Source organism: Gordonia polyisoprenivorans NBRC 16320 = JCM 10675 (assembly GCF_000241325.1).
Lineage (GTDB): Bacteria > Actinomycetota > Actinomycetes > Mycobacteriales > Mycobacteriaceae > Gordonia > Gordonia polyisoprenivorans.
In genome coordinates, this window is sequence record NZ_BAEI01000043.1 from 1 (window position 1) to 19,250 (window position 19,250).

Annotated in this window: 19 protein-coding genes; 6 read left to right on the forward strand and 13 right to left on the reverse strand. The window is 65.3% G+C overall.

Annotated elements, in window-relative coordinates:
- Both GOPIP_RS11630 and GOPIP_RS11635 read right to left on the reverse strand, forming a co-directional pair.
- Positions 1 to 867, reverse strand: an 867-nt coding sequence (locus GOPIP_RS11630; RefSeq protein ID WP_006369844.1) for a DUF222 domain-containing protein, incomplete at its 3' end; no start/stop codon positions are given.
- A 289-nt stretch (positions 868 to 1,156) separates the two neighbouring features.
- On the reverse strand, positions 1,157 to 1,852 hold the full coding sequence (locus GOPIP_RS11635) for a GntR family transcriptional regulator (RefSeq protein WP_020169835.1): 696 nt from the start codon (positions 1,850 to 1,852) through the stop codon (positions 1,157 to 1,159).
- Between the two features lie 113 nt (positions 1,853 to 1,965).
- Between GOPIP_RS11635 and GOPIP_RS11640 the strand changes: the two genes are divergently transcribed.
- The 3 genes from GOPIP_RS11640 to GOPIP_RS11650 are packed head-to-tail and all read left to right on the forward strand — an operon-like array spanning position 1,966 to position 5,176.
- Positions 1,966 to 3,183, forward strand: a complete 1,218-nt coding sequence (locus tag GOPIP_RS11640) for an acyl-CoA dehydrogenase family protein (RefSeq protein WP_006369846.1) — start codon at positions 1,966 to 1,968, stop codon at positions 3,181 to 3,183.
- 47 nt (positions 3,184 to 3,230) lie between these two features.
- Complete coding sequence (fabG, locus tag GOPIP_RS11645; RefSeq protein WP_006369847.1) at positions 3,231 to 3,977, forward strand: 3-oxoacyl-ACP reductase FabG; 747 nt, start codon at positions 3,231 to 3,233, stop codon at positions 3,975 to 3,977.
- A 47-nt stretch (positions 3,978 to 4,024) separates the two neighbouring features.
- Positions 4,025 to 5,176 carry a CoA transferase gene (locus tag GOPIP_RS11650; RefSeq protein WP_035727809.1) on the forward strand — a complete coding sequence of 384 codons (1,152 nt, stop codon included), beginning with the start codon at positions 4,025 to 4,027 and terminating at the stop codon, positions 5,174 to 5,176.
- 33 nt (positions 5,177 to 5,209) lie between these two features.
- On the opposite strand, the gene GOPIP_RS11655 is transcribed toward GOPIP_RS11650, so the two are convergent.
- Positions 5,210 to 6,076 carry an alpha/beta fold hydrolase gene (locus GOPIP_RS11655; protein WP_006369849.1) on the reverse strand — a complete coding sequence of 289 codons (867 nt, stop codon included), beginning with the start codon at positions 6,074 to 6,076 and terminating at the stop codon, positions 5,210 to 5,212.
- Between the two features lie 229 nt (positions 6,077 to 6,305).
- Positions 6,306 to 7,424 carry a Glu/Leu/Phe/Val dehydrogenase dimerization domain-containing protein gene (locus GOPIP_RS11660; protein ID WP_006369850.1) on the reverse strand — a complete coding sequence of 373 codons (1,119 nt, stop codon included), beginning with the start codon at positions 7,422 to 7,424 and terminating at the stop codon, positions 6,306 to 6,308.
- Between the two features lie 111 nt (positions 7,425 to 7,535).
- On the opposite strand from GOPIP_RS11660, the gene GOPIP_RS11665 reads away from it, so the two are divergent.
- Both GOPIP_RS11665 and GOPIP_RS11670 read left to right on the forward strand, forming a co-directional pair.
- Positions 7,536 to 7,970 (forward strand): Lrp/AsnC family transcriptional regulator, encoded by a 435-nt coding sequence (locus GOPIP_RS11665; RefSeq protein ID WP_006369851.1) that lies wholly within the window; start codon positions 7,536 to 7,538, stop codon positions 7,968 to 7,970.
- A 249-nt stretch (positions 7,971 to 8,219) separates the two neighbouring features.
- Positions 8,220 to 9,812: an APC family permease gene (locus tag GOPIP_RS11670; protein ID WP_006369852.1), complete on the forward strand. Its 1,593-nt coding sequence runs from the start codon at positions 8,220 to 8,222 to the stop codon at positions 9,810 to 9,812.
- 145 nt (positions 9,813 to 9,957) lie between these two features.
- On the opposite strand, the gene GOPIP_RS11675 is transcribed toward GOPIP_RS11670, so the two are convergent.
- The 9 genes from GOPIP_RS11675 to GOPIP_RS11715 form a co-directional block, all read right to left on the reverse strand.
- The gene (locus GOPIP_RS11675; RefSeq protein ID WP_006369853.1) at positions 9,958 to 10,275 is read right to left on the reverse strand and encodes a putative quinol monooxygenase; all 318 of its coding nucleotides are present in this window, start codon (positions 10,273 to 10,275) and stop codon (positions 9,958 to 9,960) included.
- A 106-nt stretch (positions 10,276 to 10,381) separates the two neighbouring features.
- Positions 10,382 to 11,176 (reverse strand): sulfite exporter TauE/SafE family protein, encoded by a 795-nt coding sequence (locus GOPIP_RS11680; protein WP_006369854.1) that lies wholly within the window; start codon positions 11,174 to 11,176, stop codon positions 10,382 to 10,384.
- Positions 11,177 to 11,231: 55 nt separating this feature from the next.
- Entirely contained in the window at positions 11,232 to 12,428 is a 1,197-nt protein-coding gene (locus GOPIP_RS11685; RefSeq protein ID WP_006369855.1) for an alpha/beta hydrolase family protein, read from the reverse strand.
- A gap of 28 nt (positions 12,429 to 12,456) precedes the next feature.
- Complete coding sequence (locus GOPIP_RS11690; protein WP_006369856.1) at positions 12,457 to 13,242, reverse strand: SDR family NAD(P)-dependent oxidoreductase; 786 nt, start codon at positions 13,240 to 13,242, stop codon at positions 12,457 to 12,459.
- The gene (locus GOPIP_RS11695; RefSeq protein WP_006369857.1) at positions 13,239 to 14,237 is read right to left on the reverse strand and encodes a cyclase family protein; all 999 of its coding nucleotides are present in this window, start codon (positions 14,235 to 14,237) and stop codon (positions 13,239 to 13,241) included. The genes GOPIP_RS11690 and GOPIP_RS11695 overlap by 4 nt, the downstream gene beginning before the upstream one ends.
- Positions 14,234 to 14,989 carry an SDR family NAD(P)-dependent oxidoreductase gene (locus GOPIP_RS11700; RefSeq protein WP_006369858.1) on the reverse strand — a complete coding sequence of 252 codons (756 nt, stop codon included), beginning with the start codon at positions 14,987 to 14,989 and terminating at the stop codon, positions 14,234 to 14,236. Before GOPIP_RS11700 ends, GOPIP_RS11695 begins: the two co-directional genes overlap by 4 nt.
- The gene (locus GOPIP_RS11705) at positions 14,986 to 15,993 is read right to left on the reverse strand and encodes a fumarylacetoacetate hydrolase family protein (protein WP_006369859.1); all 1,008 of its coding nucleotides are present in this window, start codon (positions 15,991 to 15,993) and stop codon (positions 14,986 to 14,988) included. Before GOPIP_RS11705 ends, GOPIP_RS11700 begins: the two co-directional genes overlap by 4 nt.
- A gap of 27 nt (positions 15,994 to 16,020) precedes the next feature.
- Positions 16,021 to 16,959 (reverse strand): VOC family protein, encoded by a 939-nt coding sequence (locus tag GOPIP_RS11710; RefSeq protein ID WP_006369860.1) that lies wholly within the window; start codon positions 16,957 to 16,959, stop codon positions 16,021 to 16,023.
- A 29-nt stretch (positions 16,960 to 16,988) separates the two neighbouring features.
- Complete coding sequence (locus tag GOPIP_RS11715) at positions 16,989 to 18,140, reverse strand: FAD-dependent monooxygenase (RefSeq protein ID WP_006369861.1); 1,152 nt, start codon at positions 18,138 to 18,140, stop codon at positions 16,989 to 16,991.
- A 157-nt stretch (positions 18,141 to 18,297) separates the two neighbouring features.
- Between GOPIP_RS11715 and GOPIP_RS11720 the strand changes: the two genes are divergently transcribed.
- The gene (locus tag GOPIP_RS11720; protein WP_006369862.1) at positions 18,298 to 19,242 is read left to right on the forward strand and encodes a LysR family transcriptional regulator; all 945 of its coding nucleotides are present in this window, start codon (positions 18,298 to 18,300) and stop codon (positions 19,240 to 19,242) included.
- Positions 19,243 to 19,250: the final 8 nt, after the last annotated feature.

Sequence of the window (19,250 nt, forward strand, 5' to 3'; positions counted from 1 at the left end):
GGCATCCAGTCCGGCGCGTAGGACTGCTTCCAACGCATCATGGTTGCGTTGCACTTGATCGCGATGATCGCGGGCCGCCGCGGCCGCCACCTGTTCGGGGTCGGCGTCTTCCCGACTGCCGGTGGGGGAGTCGGGGTCGGCGGGGTTGTTCATTCCTGGGGCTGCCCACGCGGCGAGTACTGCTTCGAGGTGCGCGGTGAGGGTGGGGGTCATCTGCCCGGACAGGCCGCTCATTTTTTGGGCGTCTTGGCGGCCGATGCGGATCTGCCGGCGGCGTTGCCGGTCGGTGTCGTCGGTCAGTTGGCCGTCGGGGTCGAGGTGCGCCAACACCCGTGCCCCCAAAATCCGGAGATCGGAGGGGGTGTGGGTGCGGGCGTAGCGGGCCATCGTCTCCTCGGCCGACATTTTCTCGTCGAACGGCACTGCCGCGGGGATGCGGTCCAGCACGTCGATCACCACCGCCGCATGCGACGAGCCGGCCGCCCCAGACGCCATCGCTTCGGCCAACGCCGGATACTTGGGGGCGGCGACCTCACCGGTAAAGGTGTGGAAGGTGGCGGTCGCTTTCAGTTGTTTCCACCGCCGCCACGGTTCCGACACACGCAACAAGCCGATCATGGCGTCGGTGATCGACCCGAACCCGTATTCGCGGGCCAAATGGCGGTCGGAGAATTCCACGATCTGCCGATCACCTTGGACGGTGATGCGGGTGATCAACTGTTCGGTGGACTGGGCGACGGTGACCAGGTCGTCGTTGGACAGCCCGGTCAAATCATCGGTGGCCAGCGAATCAACCACGCGGTGGGCGAGGGCGAGTTTCTGGGTGGTCGACAAACCGGACACGTCGGGTAACGCGGTGTCGACCATGATTGTCACCCCCCTGGCGATAGCGAACACGTGTTTGTGTGTTGTTGTGTTCGAGTGTATGCCGGGTTTGTCGGGTTGGCGAGAGGTTGTCGAAAGTTTTTTCGGGTGAGTCTTCGTTGGGTTCCAGCGTCGGTTCGGCTCGGTCTCGAGGCTCGGCGCCTGGGGCGCCTCGCACCTCGACCACCGATGAACGGCTCGGCGCCTGGGGCGCCTCGCACCTCGACCACCGATCGGAAAGGGCTCGACGGGAAGGCGGAAGAGCGCCCTTACCACCGTGGGGACGGTTCACTCACCTCCAGAACCCGCGCTCCTCCAGGAGTGCCACCGCACGATGACCGCCGCGGAGGAAGTGGCCTTCGGTCAACGTGCGCGCCATACCCGGCGAGCGGCCGGCGAGTGCATCGACGATCTCGCGATGATCCCGCAAGGACGACGCGACCGAGTCCGGGTGGGAGTCGAAGAAGCCGGATGGGATTGCCCCACTGAGGAGTTTGAGCTCGGCGATCAGGCGCCGTGAGCGGGTGCCGAGGTTGATCAGCCGATGAAAGCGGAAGTTGAGGCGCTCGATCTCGAGGAGATCGGTCGTCTCCTCCATCTCGGTCGCCAACACACGCAGCTCGTCGAGGTCGGCGTCGGACAGAGTCGCCGACGCACGTTCGGCGGCCAGCCCGGAGATCACGCCGAGCATCCAGTAGTGATCGCGAATGTCCTCGCGGGACAGGTCGGCCACAAAGGCGCCGCGCCGCGGAATCGTCTCGATGATCCCCTCCCCGCTGAGTGAGATCAGCGCCTCACGCACCGGCAGTTTGCTCATCCCGAGAGATTCGGCGACCGCATCCTGATCGACCTTGGTTCCCGGCCGCATCTCGCCGGCGAAGACCATGCGGCGGATCTCCTGGGCCGCGATCTGCTTGAGCACCGACGATGCCGCCTCGACCGATCGACCACCCACGGGCTGTGCCACCACTGCCTCCTCGACTCGCATCAACGCGCAGAGATTATCAAACTCAACTATCACTCACCCGCTATGCAAGCCATAGCCTGGACATATAGCTCGGATGGTTGGCACAGCCTCACAGATTTGATAATTTCGATCGTATGGCTCCACCCGCACAGCAGCACACTCCCGCCGTCAGCGCGGACGACTTCGAGCAGATCCGCTCGGTGGTCCACGACTTCATCCGCACCAAGGTCGTGCCGCGCGAGAACGAGATCGCCGAGACCAACGCCATCCCCGACGACCTGCGCGCCCAAGCAGCCGAGATGGGCCTGTTCGGGTACGCGATCCCCGAGGAATGGGGTGGCCTCGGCCTCGATCTCACCCAGGACGTCGAGCTGGCGATGGAGTTCGGCTACACGACGCTCGCTCTGCGGTCGATGTTCGGCACCAACAACGGCATCGCCGGGCAGGTGTTGGTGAACTTCGGGACCGACGAGCAGAAGAAGGAGTGGCTCGAGCGCATCGCTTCCGGCGACGTCGTCGCCTCCTTCGCTCTCACCGAGCCCGGCGCCGGCTCGAATCCCGCCGGCCTGCGCACCAAGGCGACGCTCGACGGCGACCAGTGGGTGATCGACGGGCAGAAGCGTTTCATCACCAACGCACCGATCGCCGACCTGTTCGTCGTGTTCGCCAGAACCCAGCGCCGGGAGCGAAGCGAGCGGGCTGAATCAGAACAGTCCGCAGAAGGCAAGAACACAGGTATTGCCGTATTCCTGGTTCCTGCCGACACCCCAGGGGTCGAGGTCGGAGTCAAGGACAAGAAGATGGGCCAGGAGGGGGCGTGGACCGCCGACGTCAGCTTCGACGGCGTGCGTGTGCCCACTTCGGCGCTCGTCGGCGGTGATGAGGAGACCGGATATCGCGCCGCGATGACCTCCCTGGCGCGAGGTCGGGTGCATATCGCTGCGCTCGCGGTCGGGCAGGCACAACGTGCCCTCGATGAGTCGGTTGAGTACGCGGCCAATGCCACCCAGGGCGGAAAGCCCATCGGCTCTTTCCAATTGGTGCAGGCCATGCTCGCCGACCAGCAGACCGGGGTGATGGCCGGGCGCGCACTCGTACGTGACGCCGCGCTCAAATACGTCACCGGCGAGGACCGACGGACCGCACCATCGGTGGCCAAGCTCTACTGCACCGAGATGGTCGGCAAGGTCGCCGATCTCGCGGTGCAGGTCCACGGCGGCACCGGTTACATGCGCGAGGTTCCGGTGGAGCGGATCTACCGCGACGTCCGCCTGCTCCGGCTTTACGAAGGCACCAGCGAGATCCAGCGACTCATCATCGGCGGCAACCTCATTCGCGCCGCGAGCAAATAGCTCGCCACACCCACGTCATCCCAGCACACTCACATGACAGGATCGCCATGCCCGGACCGCTCTTGAAGGACCAGACCGCCGTGATCACCGGTGCCGCACAGGGTATCGGCTTCGCCATCGCGCAGTTGTTCGTCGATGAAGGCGCCCACGTCGTCATCGGTGACATCAATGCCGAGGCCGCGCAGAAAGCCGCCACCGAACTCGGCGGAGCCGGTATGGCCGTCGGCGTGGCGTGCGACGTGACCCGCGGCGACGACGTGGACGCGCTACTCGCAGCTGCGGCAGAACATTTCGGACCCGTCGACGTGATGGTCAACAACGCGGGCATCACCCGGGACGCCACCATGCGCAACATGACCGAAGAGCAATTCGACCAGGTCATCAACGTCCACCTCAAGGGCACCTGGAACGGCACCCGCAAGGCGGCGGCGATCATGCGCGAACGCAAGAGCGGCGCCATCGTCAACCTCTCGTCCCTGTCGGGCAAGGTCGGCATGGTCGGACAGACCAACTATTCGGCAGCCAAGGCCGGCATCGTCGGCATGACCAAGGCTGCCGCGAAAGAGCTTGCGCACCATGGGGTACGGGTCAACGCCATCCAGCCGGGACTCATCCGCTCGGCGATGACCGAGGCGATGCCGCAGAAGGCGTGGGATCAGAAGATGGCAGAAATCCCGATGGGACGGGCCGGTGAGGTCAGCGAGGTCGCCACGGTCGCACTGTTTCTCGCGACTCACCTGTCCTCCTACATGACCGGCACGGTCATGGAGGTCACCGGCGGACGGTTCATGTGACATGAGCAGCAACCGGTTACGACGCGTTTCCGTCGAGGCGGTGTGACATGCCGACCGAACATTCCCGGCCACTCGCCGGTATTCGAGTGGTCGAGGTATCGAGCTTTGTCGCCTCCCCTCTGTGTGGGCTGACCCTCTCGCAACTGGGCGCAGAGGTCATCCGGGTCGATCCGATCGGCGGCGCCGCCGACGTGAATCGTTGGCCGCTCACCGACGACGGCACCACCTCCATCTACTGGACGGGTCTCAACAAGGGCAAGAAGTCGGTCACCGCCGATCTGCGTTCTGCCGAAGGTCAGCGGCTGGTCCAACGCCTCGTCACCGAATCCGGTCCCGGCGGCGGCATTCTCGTCACCAACTCCGGCGGCCGGGAGTGGATGAGCCACAACACCCTTGCCGGGCTCCGCCCCGACGTCATCCTCCTGGAGCTGCTCGGCGGTTCCGACGGCTCCCCCGCCGTCGACTACACCGTCAATGCGGGGCTGGGATTTCCACAGATCACCGGCCCCGTCGACCATGACGGCCCCGTCAATCACGTGCTACCCGCCTGGGATGTGGTCTGCGGCCTTTATGCGGCGCTGGCCGTCACCGCCGCGGTGCGTCGGCGCGAGCAGACCGGCCAGGGCGCGTCGATCCGCCTGCCGTTGGAGGACACCGCACTGTCGATCGCCAGCACCCTGGGCTATCTGACCGAACCGCAGGTCAACGCACACTCACGCCCGGCGACCGGCAACGACGTGTACGGCACCTACGGTACCGACGTCGTCACCGCCGACGGCGACCGCTTCATGCTCGTCGCACTGACACCGCGACATTTCCGGGATCTGGTTCGTATCACCGGAACCGAGTCCGTCATCGCCTCGCTTGAGCAGGCGCTCGACGCGGACTTCTCCTGTGAAGCCGACCGCTACACCCATCGCAGCGTGCTGAATGCGTTGTTCGGCAAGTGGTTCGCCGAACACTCCACCGATGAGGCGGCCACCGCTCTCGACGGGTCGTCGGTGCTCTCGCAGCGCTACCGCAGCTTCGACGAGGTGGTCAGATCGGGAGCACTCACCGACAACCCGCTGTTTGCCGAACTCACTCAGGCCGGCCTCGGGACCTACCTCGCGGCCGGACATCCGGCGTCGTTCGACGGCGAACACTACTTCACCGGTCCGGCGGCGCAATTGGGAGCGGATACGCCTGCAGCGGAATAGGATCGGCTTCCTTGATCCGGCGCGTAACCGCTCTCACAGAGAGTGCCGCACCAGGAACTCCTCGATCGCCCCGGCGAACACCTGATTATCGTCACCGGCGACCATATGCCCCGCCGCACTGACGTCGGCGATCTCCGCTTGCGGGACAAGGGCTTTCATGGACGCGATTCCGGAATCACTGACCACGTCCGACTTTCCGCCGCGCACGATCAGGGTGGGGATAGTAACCTGGCGTGCCGCCGCGGTGAGTCGAGCCGGATCGGTGTGCCGGCGCGGCTCGTCGTCGTCGGAGGCGATGAAAGCCGGGTCCCAGTGCCAGTACCAGCGGCCGTCCTCATGCAGCCGGACGTTCTTGCGCAGCCCGTCGAGATTCTTGGGGCGTCGACGTGTCGGGTTGTAGGCGGCGATCGCGTCGGCGACCTCCTCCAGCGACGCGAAGCCGTCGATGTGGTCGGTCATGAACGTCTTGATCCGGTCGATCCCCTCGGGTTCGACGTCGACGACCACATCCACCATCACCAGCGCCGAGGCGAGGTCGGGATGCTCGCCGGCCACGCACAGGCTCGTGATCCCGCCCAGCGACGCGCCGATCAGCACCGGCTTGGCCGGCAGGGTGGCGAGTATCGCGACAAGATCGTCGACAAAGCCGTCGAGCGCATAGTTGCCATCGGGCGCCCACGAACTGTCACCATGCCCCCGGGAATCGAAGGTGTACACCTCGCGCCCCTGCTCGGCCAGCGCTTTCGCGCTCCGATCCCACGAATGCCTGGTCTGACCGCCACCGTGGAGCATGACGATCGGTGCCGAGTCTCCGGGCGAGCCCCATCGGTCGCCGATGATCGTCACCGAACCCGACTCGACGGAGATCTGTACTGCTTCGGCATCATGCGCGGGAGTCATGGCGAGTCCTTTCCGAGGTCACATGGCTTGCACCTCTGACATCGACATAACCAGACTCACGGCTGGACGTGCACGTCGGCCACCGGAACGGGACTCGGGGCACCTCCGATCCCCCGATGGTCGAGGTGTGAGGCGAGTGCGCCGAGTCTCGAGACCGGCTGCACCGGTGCTGTTTTCCTGCCCTACGCACCGGATACTGATCGGCACCGGAGGTCTCGAGGCCTCCTCGCTAGCGCTCGTCGGCACCTCGACCACCGTGCGAGGAGCCCGCCGTGTGAATTCTTTCGATGGTCGAGGCGAAGTACGGCCGGTACTTCCGCTTGCCCTCGACGATCTCGATGGCCATCGCGAGGGCGACGCTCACACTGTCGGTATCGGTCGAGGCTGCGCGAGAAAGGATGTCGCGGGCGGTGTCGGCGATGGCGTCGACCCGGCCTTCCAGCCCTTGCTCCCGGTCGTGGATCTCGGCTTCGACGGCGAGCAGCCCGCCGGCGTTGGCGACGAAGTCGGGGACGTGGACGATGCCCCTGTCACGCAGGTCCCGTGCGAGCGCCGAATGGGCGAGCATGTTGTTGGCGGCTCCCACCAGGATCGAGGCGCGCATCCCGGCGATCACCCGCTCGTCGATCACCCCGCCACCGGCGCATGGTGCGACGACGTCGACGTCGGAGAGCAGGATCTCGTCGAGATCGACTGCGGTGATGCCGATCTCGTCCACGGCACCGCGTACACGCTGTGGATCGATGTCGGCGGCGAACACCTGGGCCCCGGCGCCGGCCAGCATGCGCGCGGCGTGCAGACCGACGTTGCCCAGGCCCTGGATGGCGACACGTGTTCCGTCGACGGACCGATCGCACGCCTCCAATGCGACCTCGATACTGCGGACCACCCCGCGGGCGGTGAAGCACGAGGGGTCGCCGCGCTGGCTGGACACCACGTCGACATGTCGTCCGATCAGCTCGAGGTCACGCACCGAGGTGCCCATGTCGACGCCGGGGATGTAACGGCCACCCAGGGCGGCAATGTATTTCGCGTGGGCGACCAGGATCTCGTCACGGTTGGCCACGCGGGGATCGACGTTGATCACACTCTTGCCGCCACCGAGCGGCAACCCGGCCAGTGCCGCCTTGTAGGTCATCGCCTGCGCGAGGTTCATCGCGTCGGCGATCGCGTCGGCTTGTGTGGGGTAGGCGCGCATACGCACACCGCCGAGCGATGGGCCGAGGGTCGTATCATGCACGGCGATAACCGATTCAAGGCCGGCCTCGGGATCGCGGCAGAGCACGATCTGCTCGAAATCGCGGTTGGAGAAGTCGTCGAGGATGTCTGCCGAAGATGCTGTGGTCATGGCGCAGGACGGTAGTGAGCCAGACAACAGGCCCACAAGGACTTGGCGTGAACTATCGCTCACAACGCAAATCTTTGTCACTAATGCCCCCACTGCGATAAATTATTGCGCATGGTCGAGCTCGACGACGTGGATCTTCAGCTGCTGGCACTGCTGTCCGACGACGGTCGCGCCACCTTCTCCGATCTGTCGTCACGGGTGAATCTGTCGGTGGCCGCGACCAAACGTCGCGTCGACCGGCTACGTGCCCAGAACGTCATCACCGGATTCACCGCCACCATCGATCAGGCCGCGCTGGGCCGCCCCGTGGAGGCCTTCACCGAGGTCCGTTACGTCGGGACATCGCAACCCGACGAGATGATGGCGGAGATGACGCGCATTCCGGAGGTCGAGGCCGTCTACACGATCGCGGGCGATCCAGACATGCTCGTCAAGGTGCGCGCACGCGACCACAGCCACCTCCAGCAGGTGATCAATCACCTACGCCGCGGTGGCAAGGCCACCGGCACGAAGACCATGATCGTGCTCGGCTCGTGGCATCGGTGAGCGCAAAGAATATGCGCTGATCATCCGGCTGCGTTGAATCTTTTGCGTTCGCGAGCGGATTCGACGAATCCTCTCGACGTGTCCCACGTCACACTGCTTGCATGAACGGCACTACCGACCTCCGACTGTCCGACGAGACCGGGCAACAGCGCACGCGGTGACCCCGCATGCCCCGCCCCGACAGCCCACCCCTGGGGTCGGTAGCCAGATGCGCTCTGCGCGTAGCGAACCCGCTGTGAGGAGACACCCATGCCCGGAACCGGGATATGGCGGACAAAATCCGTCGAGCAATCGATCGCCGAGACCGATGAACCGCGCAGCAAGTTGCGCAAGGATCTGACGACACGTGACCTGACCGCCTTCGGCGTCGCCGTGGTCATCGGCGCAGGCATCTTCACGCTCACCGCCCGCACCGCGGGCGACCTGGCCGGACCGTCGGTCTCGTTGGCCTTCGTCCTCGCGGCGGTCGCCTGCGGGCTGGCTGCCCTGTGCTACGCGGAGTTCGCGTCCACGGTGCCCGTCGCCGGCAGCGCCTACACGTTCTCCTACGCCACCTTCGGCGAGTTCATCGCATGGATCATCGGCTGGGACCTGATTCTCGAATTCGCCTTGGCCAGTTCGGTGGTGGCCAAGGGGTGGTCACTCTACCTCGCCGACTTCATCGGCACGTCGACCACCGTCGCCATCGGCGGGTTCAAGGCCGACTGGGGCGCGGTGCTGATCATCGGGGCGATCACGTTGACTCTTGCCTTCGGCGTGAAACTCTCGTCGCGTGTGTCCACCATCATCACCGCCATCAAGGTGGCTGTCGTGCTGCTGGTGATCATCGTCGGCGCGTTCTTCATCAACACCGACAACTACCATCCGTATGTGCCTGCCGCCGAACCGAACACAAGCGGGGCGTCGGGTCTGCACCAGACGTTGTTCGCCATGCTGAGCGGATCCGACGGCAGCAACTACGGGTGGTACGGCCTGCTGGCGGCGGCGAGCCTACTGTTCTTCGCGTTCATCGGATTCGACGTCGTGGCGACCACCGCCGAGGAGACCAAGAACCCGCAGAAGTCCATCCCGCGTGGCATTCTCGGCTCGCTGGCGATCGTCACCGTGCTGTACGTGGCGGTCACCATCGTGCTGACCGGCATGGTGAGCTACCAGCAGTTACGCACCGGCAGCCCGCTGGTCGGCGACGGAAGCGCGACCCTGGCAACGGCTTTCGAGGCACATGGGGTGACGTGGGCCGAGACCGCCATCAACGTCGGTGCGCTCGCCGGTCTGACGACCGTCGTCATGGTGATGATGCTCGGGCAGACCCGAGTCCTGTTCGCGATGTCGCGCGACGGCCTGATCCCGCGGTCGTGGGGCACCACCAACAAATCCGGGAACCCGGTGCGTATCACCATGATCGTGGGTGTCGTCGTCGCCGTGATCGCCGCGGTGTTCCCCATCGAGACCCTGGAGCAGATGGTCAACATCGGCACCCTGTTCGCCTTCATCCTGGTGTGCGCCGGCGTCCTCGTCCTGCGCAAGACCCGCCCCGATCTCAAACGCGGATTCCGGGTGCCCGGCAGCCCGTTCGTGCCGATCGTCGCGATCGTGGCCTGCGGCTGGCTGATGATCAATCTGTCCGTCGAGACCTGGATTCGTTTCGTGGTGTGGATGCTCGTCGGGATCGTCGTCTACGCCCTCTACGGTCGTCGACACTCGGTGTTGGGGTTGCGCGCACGCGCGGCGCGTGACGCTGAGGCCGGCTCGTCGGAATTCGCCATCGTGCAAACCGAGATCGTGCAAACCGAGGCAGTGATCGATGAAGCGGCCGAGGACCGGGTCCCAGCCCGCGACTGAGTGTCCGAAACCCGCCGACAGCGCCCGTCACAACGCCGACAGCGCCCAACTGGGCGTCGAGAGCGCTCTGACGGGCGCTGTCGGCGGTCTACAGAGCGCTGTCGGCGAAAAGCCGGGCGCCGTCGGGGCGGTCAGCGGAACCTGATCAGAGAGCGCCCTTGTCCGCATCACCCGCGGGCACTGCGGTGAAGGTTTTGACGTCCAGCGGGCCGGCCAGCAATCCGCCGATCGCGGCTCCGAGTTCGGTCAATGCGGGGGCGCCGCCGTGGACCTTGAGCGCGTCGGCGGATTCCCACTTCTCGATCATCACGAACTCGTTGCCGGTCGCCGACTGGTGCAGTGCGTACAGCTCGCAGCCCGGTTCCTGGTGCACCTTGTCGATGGCGGTGAGGATGGCCGCACGGACCTCCTCTTCCTTACCGGGTTGCGGGGAAATCGTTGCCACCACGATCACTGCGGACATCGTCGTCACTCACCTTCGTCTCGTCGAACACAATCTCGGATGACGCTACGCCGGATCGCGGCGCAGGGGAACAGACTGCTGCGGAACAGACTGCTGCAGAACGGGCTCAGGCCAACAGTCGCCACAGCCCGATCAGCCCGACCACGACGATGAGGATCCGCAACGCCGTCGGCGGGAGCCGGCGCCCGTATCGGGCGCCGAGGACCCCACCGACCAGCGACCCGACGGCGATCAACCCGGCCGCGGTCCAGTCGATGCGATCGAAGGCCACGATCGTGTAGGTCACCGCCGCAACCACATTCACGATCAGCGAGAGCAGGTTCTTGGCGGCGTTGAGGCGCTGGAGGTCGTCGGGGGCGATCACGCCGAGCGCCCCGATCAGCAAGATGCCCTGCGCGGCAGTGAAGTACCCGCCGTAGATGCCGACAAGGAAGGTCGCCGTGGTCATCGCGGCGATCCTGGTGGGGCTCAGCGGAAACGCCTCGGTCACGGCTCCGGTATGGCCGAGGATCCCGGATCGGCTCAGCGACCATCGCTGGATGCGTGGTCCGGCGACGACCAGGATCAGCGCCCCGACCAACAGGACCGGCACGACCTTCTCGAACACCGTCTCCGGCAGATGCAGGAGCAGGAAGCACCCCAGCAGTGCGCCGAGGAAGGAGCCGGGCATCTGCCAGCGCAGCCGTGGCCACTGTCCCTGCAGTTCGCGGCGGTAGCCCCAGGTTCCCGACACGCCGCCGGCGACCAGACCGATCGCGTTGGAGATCGTGGCCGTCACCGGCGGCACCCCGAACGACACGAGGGTGGGGAAGGTGATCAGCGTGCCGCTGCCGACGAGTGCGTTGATGGCGCCCGCCCCCACTCCAGCAACGAGGACGGCGACGAGCTCCCAGGTGGACATGCCCTCCAGGGTGCCGGGTGGTCCGGGCGGGTTGGTCAGGTGGGTGGGGTCGGTGTCAGCCGAGAGCGACCGCGGCCACCGGCGCGCTCCGATCGACGGCCATCTCGCCGAATCGGTCCGCCACCCAATCGGCGACGAAGCTGCTGACGTGACCGAGATCGTCGAGGCCGATGTGTTCGGCTCCGCCCTCCTCGGGGGTGAAGATGCGCAGATCGCGACGCGGGCTGTTGACGGCCTGATCGTAGGACCGTTGCGCGAGTTCCACCGGGATCTGGCGGTCGTTGGCACCGTGGGCGATCAGGAACGGCACCGTGATCTTCTCGACGACTCCGTCGAGGTGGATGTTGTCGGCCATGGTCAGGAAGTCCTCGAGGTCGGTCTCACCCCACACCCACATCACGTGATCCCAATAGTGGGGTACCGGACGCTCGCCCTCACGGTCGACGCGACGACGCTGCACCTGGCCCCAGTTGTGGTTCGCTCCCCACGCAACACACAGTGCAAGTCTCTTCTCGAACGCGGCCGCCCGCGGCGCGTAGTAACCGCCGAGCGACCACCCGACGACACCGATACGGGCACTGTCGATGTCGGGGTCGGCCTCCAGGAAGTCGATGCAGGCCGCCGCCCACTCTTCGGTGTTGCTCTGCGCGGTGAGTCCCTGCTTGCGCAACGCTTCACCCGACCCGGGACAGTCGACCATCAGCGTCGCGATGCCGCGAGCGGCCAGTTCATGATTGTGGCCGGAAAGGTATTGGTGCTCTTTGGTGGAGTCCAGGCCGTTCCACATGATCATCACCGGCATCGGCCCGTCGACGTCCACGGGCTTGGTGTAGTAGGCCGGCAGCGTGGTGTCGCCGAACGGGATGGTCACCCGCCGGGTCAGCGGGTCATTGAGCTCGAAGGAACGTTCCATGAGGTCGAGGCAGCGTTGGTAGGTTGCCTCACGTTCCGGTGTGCCCGCCTGCTGCATCCGCTCCGCGGTGATCAGATAGTTGGCTGCCCGGGCGTACGCCTGCCCAGCTGTCCTGGTGTGTCCTTGTGCCGCATCCTCATCGGCCTCGACGACGAGTCGATCGACCATCGCGGTCCACGAATTCAGAAAATCGACGGTACCGAGGTCCTCGTTGGTCGACGCGACGTCGCGAAGGGGTCGGCAGGCGCGGTCGACCTCGTCGATCCGGCCGCCACTGTTGAGTGCGCCGACGACGGCGAAGTTCCAGACATAATTGTGTCCGGTGAAGTATTCGAACATATCGGTTACCTTTCGTGGGTGGTTCGGGTCAGCCGGGCAGGACGGCGGACCATCCGCCGTCGACCATCAGGTTGGTTCCGGTGATGTAGCCGGATTCGTCGGAGGCGAGGAACACCGCGTAGTTCACCACGTCGGCCGGTGTACCCAAGCGTCCCAGTGGTATTGACGATTCGATGGTGCGCATCGGATGGTCGTCGTCGAGCAGGGTCGCTTCGGATTGCGGGGTGCGGATCATGCCCGGGCTGATACAGTTCGCGCGGACCTGATGGTGGGAACCCTCGGCGGCGAGCTGTTTGGTCATCGCCACCACGGCTCCCTTCGACGCCGTGTGTGCGAGTCGGGAATTGGTGAGAGACCCGGTGACCCCGGCGGTCGAACCGACCAGGATGATCGAGGCATTCCCCGACGCGCACAAGTACTTCCATGCCGCGCGAACAGGCAAGAAGACGAGGTCGATCTCGTGTCGCATCACGAAATGCCATTCGCTCAAGGCGATCTCCGACACCGGGGCGAACGTCGTCATCCCGGCGTTGGTGTACAGCACATCGATTCGGCCATGGCACGCGCCGATGGTGTCGATCCAGGTGGCCACGGCGTCCTCGTCGGTGAGATCGACGGGGTGCGCACTGATCATCCGGCCACCGGCCGCAGTGACCATGTCGACAGTCTGCTGCGCGGAATGCGGCTCGATGTCACACCCGTACACCAGTGCCCCCTCGTCCGCGAAACGCAGTGCGGCCTCCCGCCCCTGGCCACTTGCCGTTCCGGTGATGACGGCGACCTTGCCGACGAGGCGACCTTCGACCCCGGTCACTTGACCGCGATCGGATTGACCGGTGCGCCCACGGCACCGGTGACCGGCAACGGTGCGGCGACGAGAAAGAACTCGTAGATGCCGTCGCGCGCGCAGTCCGCGGCGAGTTCGTCGAGGTCCCACATCTCGCCGAGGAACAGCCCCATGTTGGGGATGGCCACCTGGTGCAGCGGCTGGAAGGCTTCGTCGAATTCATTGGGGCGCACCTCGAATCCCCAGGTGTCGGTGGCGATCGCGGCGATCTCGGTGCGATGCAGCCAGTCCGCGGTGGTGAACGACAGCCCCGGCGCCGCGCCCCCGGCGTAGTCATTCCACCCCGCCCGCTTGGCACGTGCGAGTTGTCCGGTGCGTACCAGCACGATGTCGCCGGTGCCCACCCGACCGGCCAACCCGTGTGCCTGCATGGTCTGTTCGAGGTGGTCCACCGTGACGGCAAAGCCGTCGGCGAGTTCGCCGTCGGTGCCGATGACACGTCCGACGTCGAGCAAGATCCCGCGGCTGATGATCTCAGCCGCAACGGTTTCGATGCCGGTGACCTGATCGCCGAGCGCGGTGACGACCTGGCCGGCGGGCCGTCCGTTCCAGGCCCGACCGTGATCGAAGATGTGCCCCAACCCATCCCATTGGGTCGAGCACTGCAACGGCATGGTGACGACGTCGTCGGCGCCGCCGAGACCGTGGGGAAAGCCTTGGATGCCGGCTTCGGCGTCGGTGCCCGTGTCGAGCATGGTGTGGATCGGGTTGGTCCTCCGCCGCCAGCCCTTCTGCGGTCCGTCCATGTTGAATTGCAGTGAGAGACTGAAGGCTTTGCCCCGTCGGACCAGACCGGCAGCCTGGGCGCGTTTGGCGTCATCGATGTGATTGAGGGTGCCGAGGACGTCGTGTTCACCCCACCGGCCCCAGTTGGAGCAGCGGGCGGCAGCGGCTGCGATGCTGCCCTCGGGGTCGTCCCGTTCGATGAGCGTGCGGGCCGGGTGGGTGTCGTCGAGGGTCATGGTGTTCCTGTGCTGACGGGAGTGGATGATGATGCGGCGAGTGCGTCGGAGATCGACTTGACGCCGCCATGGGAGGTGGCGCCGCCGTCGACGGGTATCTCGGCGCCATTGATGTAGGCTGCGGCGTCGTCGAGCAGGAATTCGATCACGGCGGCGACCTCGTTGGGTTTTCCGGTGCGCCCCAACGGCGTTTCGGCGACCGAGGCTTCTCGGAACGCGACCGGTGCCGATGCCGTCATCGGGGTATCGATGAACCCCGGGTTCACCATGTTCACACGAATACCGCTGGGACCCAATTCGAGAGCCGCGGTGTGGGTCAGTCCGCGCAGCGCCCATTTGCTGGTGGTGTAGGCCACCGGATAGTGCGCGGTTGTGGCGGCGATCGATCCGACGTTGACCACCGACGCCTGATCGGCGAACACCGGGCGCAACTCCTGCAGTGCGAGCAAGGGGCCGAGAACGTTGACCTGATACACGTCGATCATGTCCGCGGAGTCGGCGTCCAGAAGGCGGGCACGGCGTGTGATTCCGGCGCAGTTCGCCAGACCGCGGACGGTGTCTCCGCGGACTGCCAGATCTGCGGCGAGGGCTCGCCATCGCTCTCGGTCGGTGACGTCGAATTCGAGCACGTCTCGGGTCGTGTCGACAGTGGCGTCCAGCGCGATCACCTGCACCCCGCTGCGTCTCAGTGCATCGGTGACGGCGGCACCGATGCCGCCTGCGGCACCGGTGACGATCACGAGAGCCGTCACGATCGGACTCCCGGTGCATCGCTGGTGACGCAGTACTTTTCGCGGAGTGCACCGCGGTCGGCCCTTCTCCTCGCCGCCGGAACCACGGGGACCGACGCCTTCTGCTCGCCGACGGTGTTGGTCAGCGACCCGATACCCTCGACGCTCAGTGTCACGGTGTCGCCGGGACGCAGCGGGGCCGGGTCCTGTTGCCCGCGTCGTCCCCATCGTTCGGCCAGGCAACCTCCGTTGCCGACGGTCCCCGAACCGAGCAGGTCGCCGGGCTCGATGCGCGAGTCGCGAGAGGCGTAGGCGATCATTGCGGGAAAGGTCCAGCCCATGTTGGACAACACATCTCGCCCGACCTGCACCCCGTTGACCGCAACCGTACATTCCAGGGCCAGAAATCCCTCGTCATCGATGCGGTCGGCGAGTTCGTCGGCGGTGACCAGAACGGGCCCGAGAGTGTTGGCGAAGTCCTTGCCCTTGGCCGGGCCGAGACCCACCTCCATCTCCCGACGCTGCAGATCGCGTGCCGACCAGTCGTTGAGAATGGTGTATCCGAAGAGGTGGTCGCCGGCGGCCTCGACGGTGAGATCCGAACCGGCGAGGCCGATGACTGCTGCCACCTCGAGCTCGAAATCCAATGCACGACAACCATGCGGTACCGGTATCGACGCCCCGGGCCCGCTGATGGTGTGCGGATTGGTGAAATAGAAGTGCGGTGCCTCATACCAGGCGTCGGGTACCCCGGACTCTCCCTGCACGGAGGTGCGCACGCCCTCGACGTGCTCCTCAAAAGTGACGAAGTCCCGGATCGTCGGCGGACGCAGTGGCGCCTGCAACTCATACGTTGCGGCCGGCGCACTGTGCGCGATCGCGTCCGCACCGATCGCCAGCGCGTCGGGCAGTCCCCGGCGAATCAGCTCGAGGACGGTGAAACCCGTTATCGGATGGACGTTCTCGCCGTCCAGTACGGCTGCACTCGGACGGCCGTCGGGTAGCCGGATGGTGGCAAATCGCATGATGACGCCTCTTTCGGATCGTCGAGGTCAGACGGGCGGGGCAACGTACATGCCCTTGTCCGGATCGTTGAACGACTTGGCGGCGACGAACTCGTTCATCGCATTCGCTGTTCCCCACTGGTCGGTGACGGCCGGGTCGGAGAAGTCGTAGATGTGCGGATGCCACGTATCTTCCTCGAGGACTTCGAGTTCTGTGGTGTATTCCATCGTGTTGCCGTTGGGATCGAGGAAGTACGAGAAGGTGTTGTTGCCGGCCATATGTCGACCGGGACCCCAGATCTTCTCGATACCCGCGCGCAGCATGCGGCCGGTACCGCGCATGTACTCGTCGAGGCCTCGGAGTTCGAAGGAAGCGTGGTGCAGCGCAGGGTGTGGTCCGCGAGCGACCGCCATCGAGTGATGCCAGTTGTTGGTACGCAGGAACCACATCATCTGTCCCATGCGCGGATGCATCAGGACGTCGGACACCTTGAACCCGAAGTGCTTTTCGTAGAAGGCGACGGTCGCCTCCGGGTCGGCGCTGTTCACGACGACGTGGGAGAGCTTGACCGGGACGGACTCGCCCTCCTCGATCTTGCGGTGCTCCCGGGGAGCGACGTCGGCGGACACCTCGATGGTGCGGCCCTCGTTGTCGAAGAACCGGAATCCGTAACCGCCGCCGGGTGTTTGCATGTCGGTGGGTTCGTGGACGAGGTGGACACCGGTGGCGGCGAGCCTGCCGGCGAGCGCGTCGACCGCCGCTGAATCGGCCGCCCCATAGGAGATCAGATCGAGGCGTTTGTCGGAGTCCTTGCGGATTCGGACAACGTAGGGTTCTGGGGACCCTTCGGCGGCGAGATAGGTGAGGTCACCGTCGGTACCCGCGACGGATAGGCCCCACTGGTCGGTGTAGAACGCGAGTTGCTTGTCGTAGTCGGGTACCGCCAGGGCGACGTGCCGGAGGTGTGTGAAGGCGTAGTCGGTCATCGTGTTCTTTCCTTGTGTACAGATCTGATTCAGGCAGGAGTGCTGACCAGGTCAGCGATCCGGCCCATGAGTGCCGGGACATCGGGTTCTGGTTCGTGGTCGAGCATCCATCGGCCGAGTTGGAGCGAGGCGGCGACGACTGCGGCCGCCCGGCCGGCCCGCCGCTCGTGAAAGGCGGCCCACAGATCGTCGCCGACAGGCTCGGAGGTGAGGAGTTCGGCGAGGACTGCGGCGTCCTCGAGGGCTTGGGCACCGCCTTGAGCGAGGGTGGGCGGGCAGACGTGGGCGGCGTCGCCGATGAGAACGACTCGTCCGACGTTCCACGGACCGTCGAGTAGATGCGATTCGAACCAGGTGTAGTTGATGCGGGTCGGATCGTCGATGAGTTCACGGATGTCGTCCCACGGTCCGTGATAATGCTCGGCCAGCGATCGCATCACCTGCAACCTTTGGTCGTCGGTGAGGCCACTGCGATCCTGCGCGTCTTCGACGATGTAGGCATACATCGAGTCCGGGCCGGTCGGGCAGTAGCCGGCGATGTACCCGACGCCGCCGTAGAAGAGGTCGGTGTGGGTGATCGACGTGGGGCGCGAGCAGAGCACGCGCCAGATGCCCATGCCGGTCGGCGTGGTCTCCAACTCGATACCGAGAGCCTCACGCGTTGACGACCGGACGCCGTCTGCGCCGATCATCACGTCGTAGCGGCTGCGGGAGCCGTCGGAGAAGTCGACGTCGACTCCGGTGGCGTCCTGGGTGAATGCGGTGACGGTGGTCGCGAATCTGGATTTCACCCCGGCCAGGTCGGCCGCGTCCCGCAGGATCTGAGCGAGTACCGGACGTTCCATGCCCATCGTCGCGGGCAAGTCAGGTCCGCCGGTCTTGGCATCATCCATCTGGGCAAGGAGCGTGCCGTGCGCGTCGGCGGCACGGATACCGAGGGCGTCGAAACCCCAGCCGTGCTTCTCGATCTCCGGCCATACCCCGAGTTGCCTGAGTACTCGTAGTGCGTTGCCCTGCAAAGTGATTCCTGATCCGGTTGCATGGTCGCGGCTTCGCGCCTCGACCAGATCGACCGCAACACCCGAACGTGCGAGCAAGATGGCGACGGCCGTTCCGGCGATCCCGGAACCGGTGACGAGAACCGAGCTCGCGGGTCGGCCGGTCGCTGAGTGGTGAACCATGGGTGCTTCTCCTGAGGATCGCGGGGCTGGTGACGGGAACTGCCCTGACTCCAAGGGTGCGGTCTGGCTCACAATAAGAGAAGATGACGTTGGTGATAGTCGACATAAGCAGTGTTTATGATTGACTGACCCCGACACCTACGTGAAAGAAGTCGCGATGACCACGCCACCCCCGACGGTCACACCACCTCGTGCACTGGCCAACCTGGACCTCAACCTCTTGGTCACGCTCGACGCGGTGTTGCAACATCGGAGCGTGACGCGAGCCGCCGATCAGCTCGGCGTCACACAACCTGCCGTATCGGCGAATCTGCGCAAGCTTCGACGACACTTCGCCGATGAACTCCTTTATCGCAGCGGCGCACACTATCGGTTGACTCCACTGGCCGCCGATCTGCGGCCACGTACGCGACTGGCCCTCGAGGGGGTCGAACGCGTCTTCAACAGTCGTGCGGGTTTCGACGTGTCGGACACCATCCGCGAATTCACGATCCTGACAAGCGATTACACAACCGAACTACTCGGAGAGGCCCTTGTCGCCCGACTACTCGACCGCGCACCGCACGCCCGGGTGCGCATCCTGCCCACAACTCCCGATCAGGTGGTGCGGGCAGAGCAGGTACTGACCGAACGCGACGTGATGCTGATGCCGCACGGGTTCGTCTCAGACCTCCCCAACAAGGAACTCTATCGAGACGAGTGGGTGATCTTGATGGATGCCGAGCACCCGCTGTCCGATGCAGATCTCACCGTCGAGCATCTGAAAACTCTTCCGTGGGTGCTCATCTACCACGACAGTTCTGCATCGACCCCGGCCGCGCGACAGCTGCGCATGCTCGGTATCGAACCGCAGGCGCAAGTGGTCACCGAGGCATTCCTGACCGTCCCCTCGTTACTCGTGGGCAGCGACCGGATCGCCTTGGCACCGTCCCTGATGCGCAGTGGCACAACACATCCTCGTTTGATCAGACGAGCGTCGCCGATTCCGTTGGAACCACTCGTGCAGGCCATGTGGTGGCATCCCATTCACGATCACGAGCCCGAGCATCAGTTCTTGCGGGAGATCATCGTTGCGGCGGTCGACGAGGTGTGCGGCGGATGACGGACCGC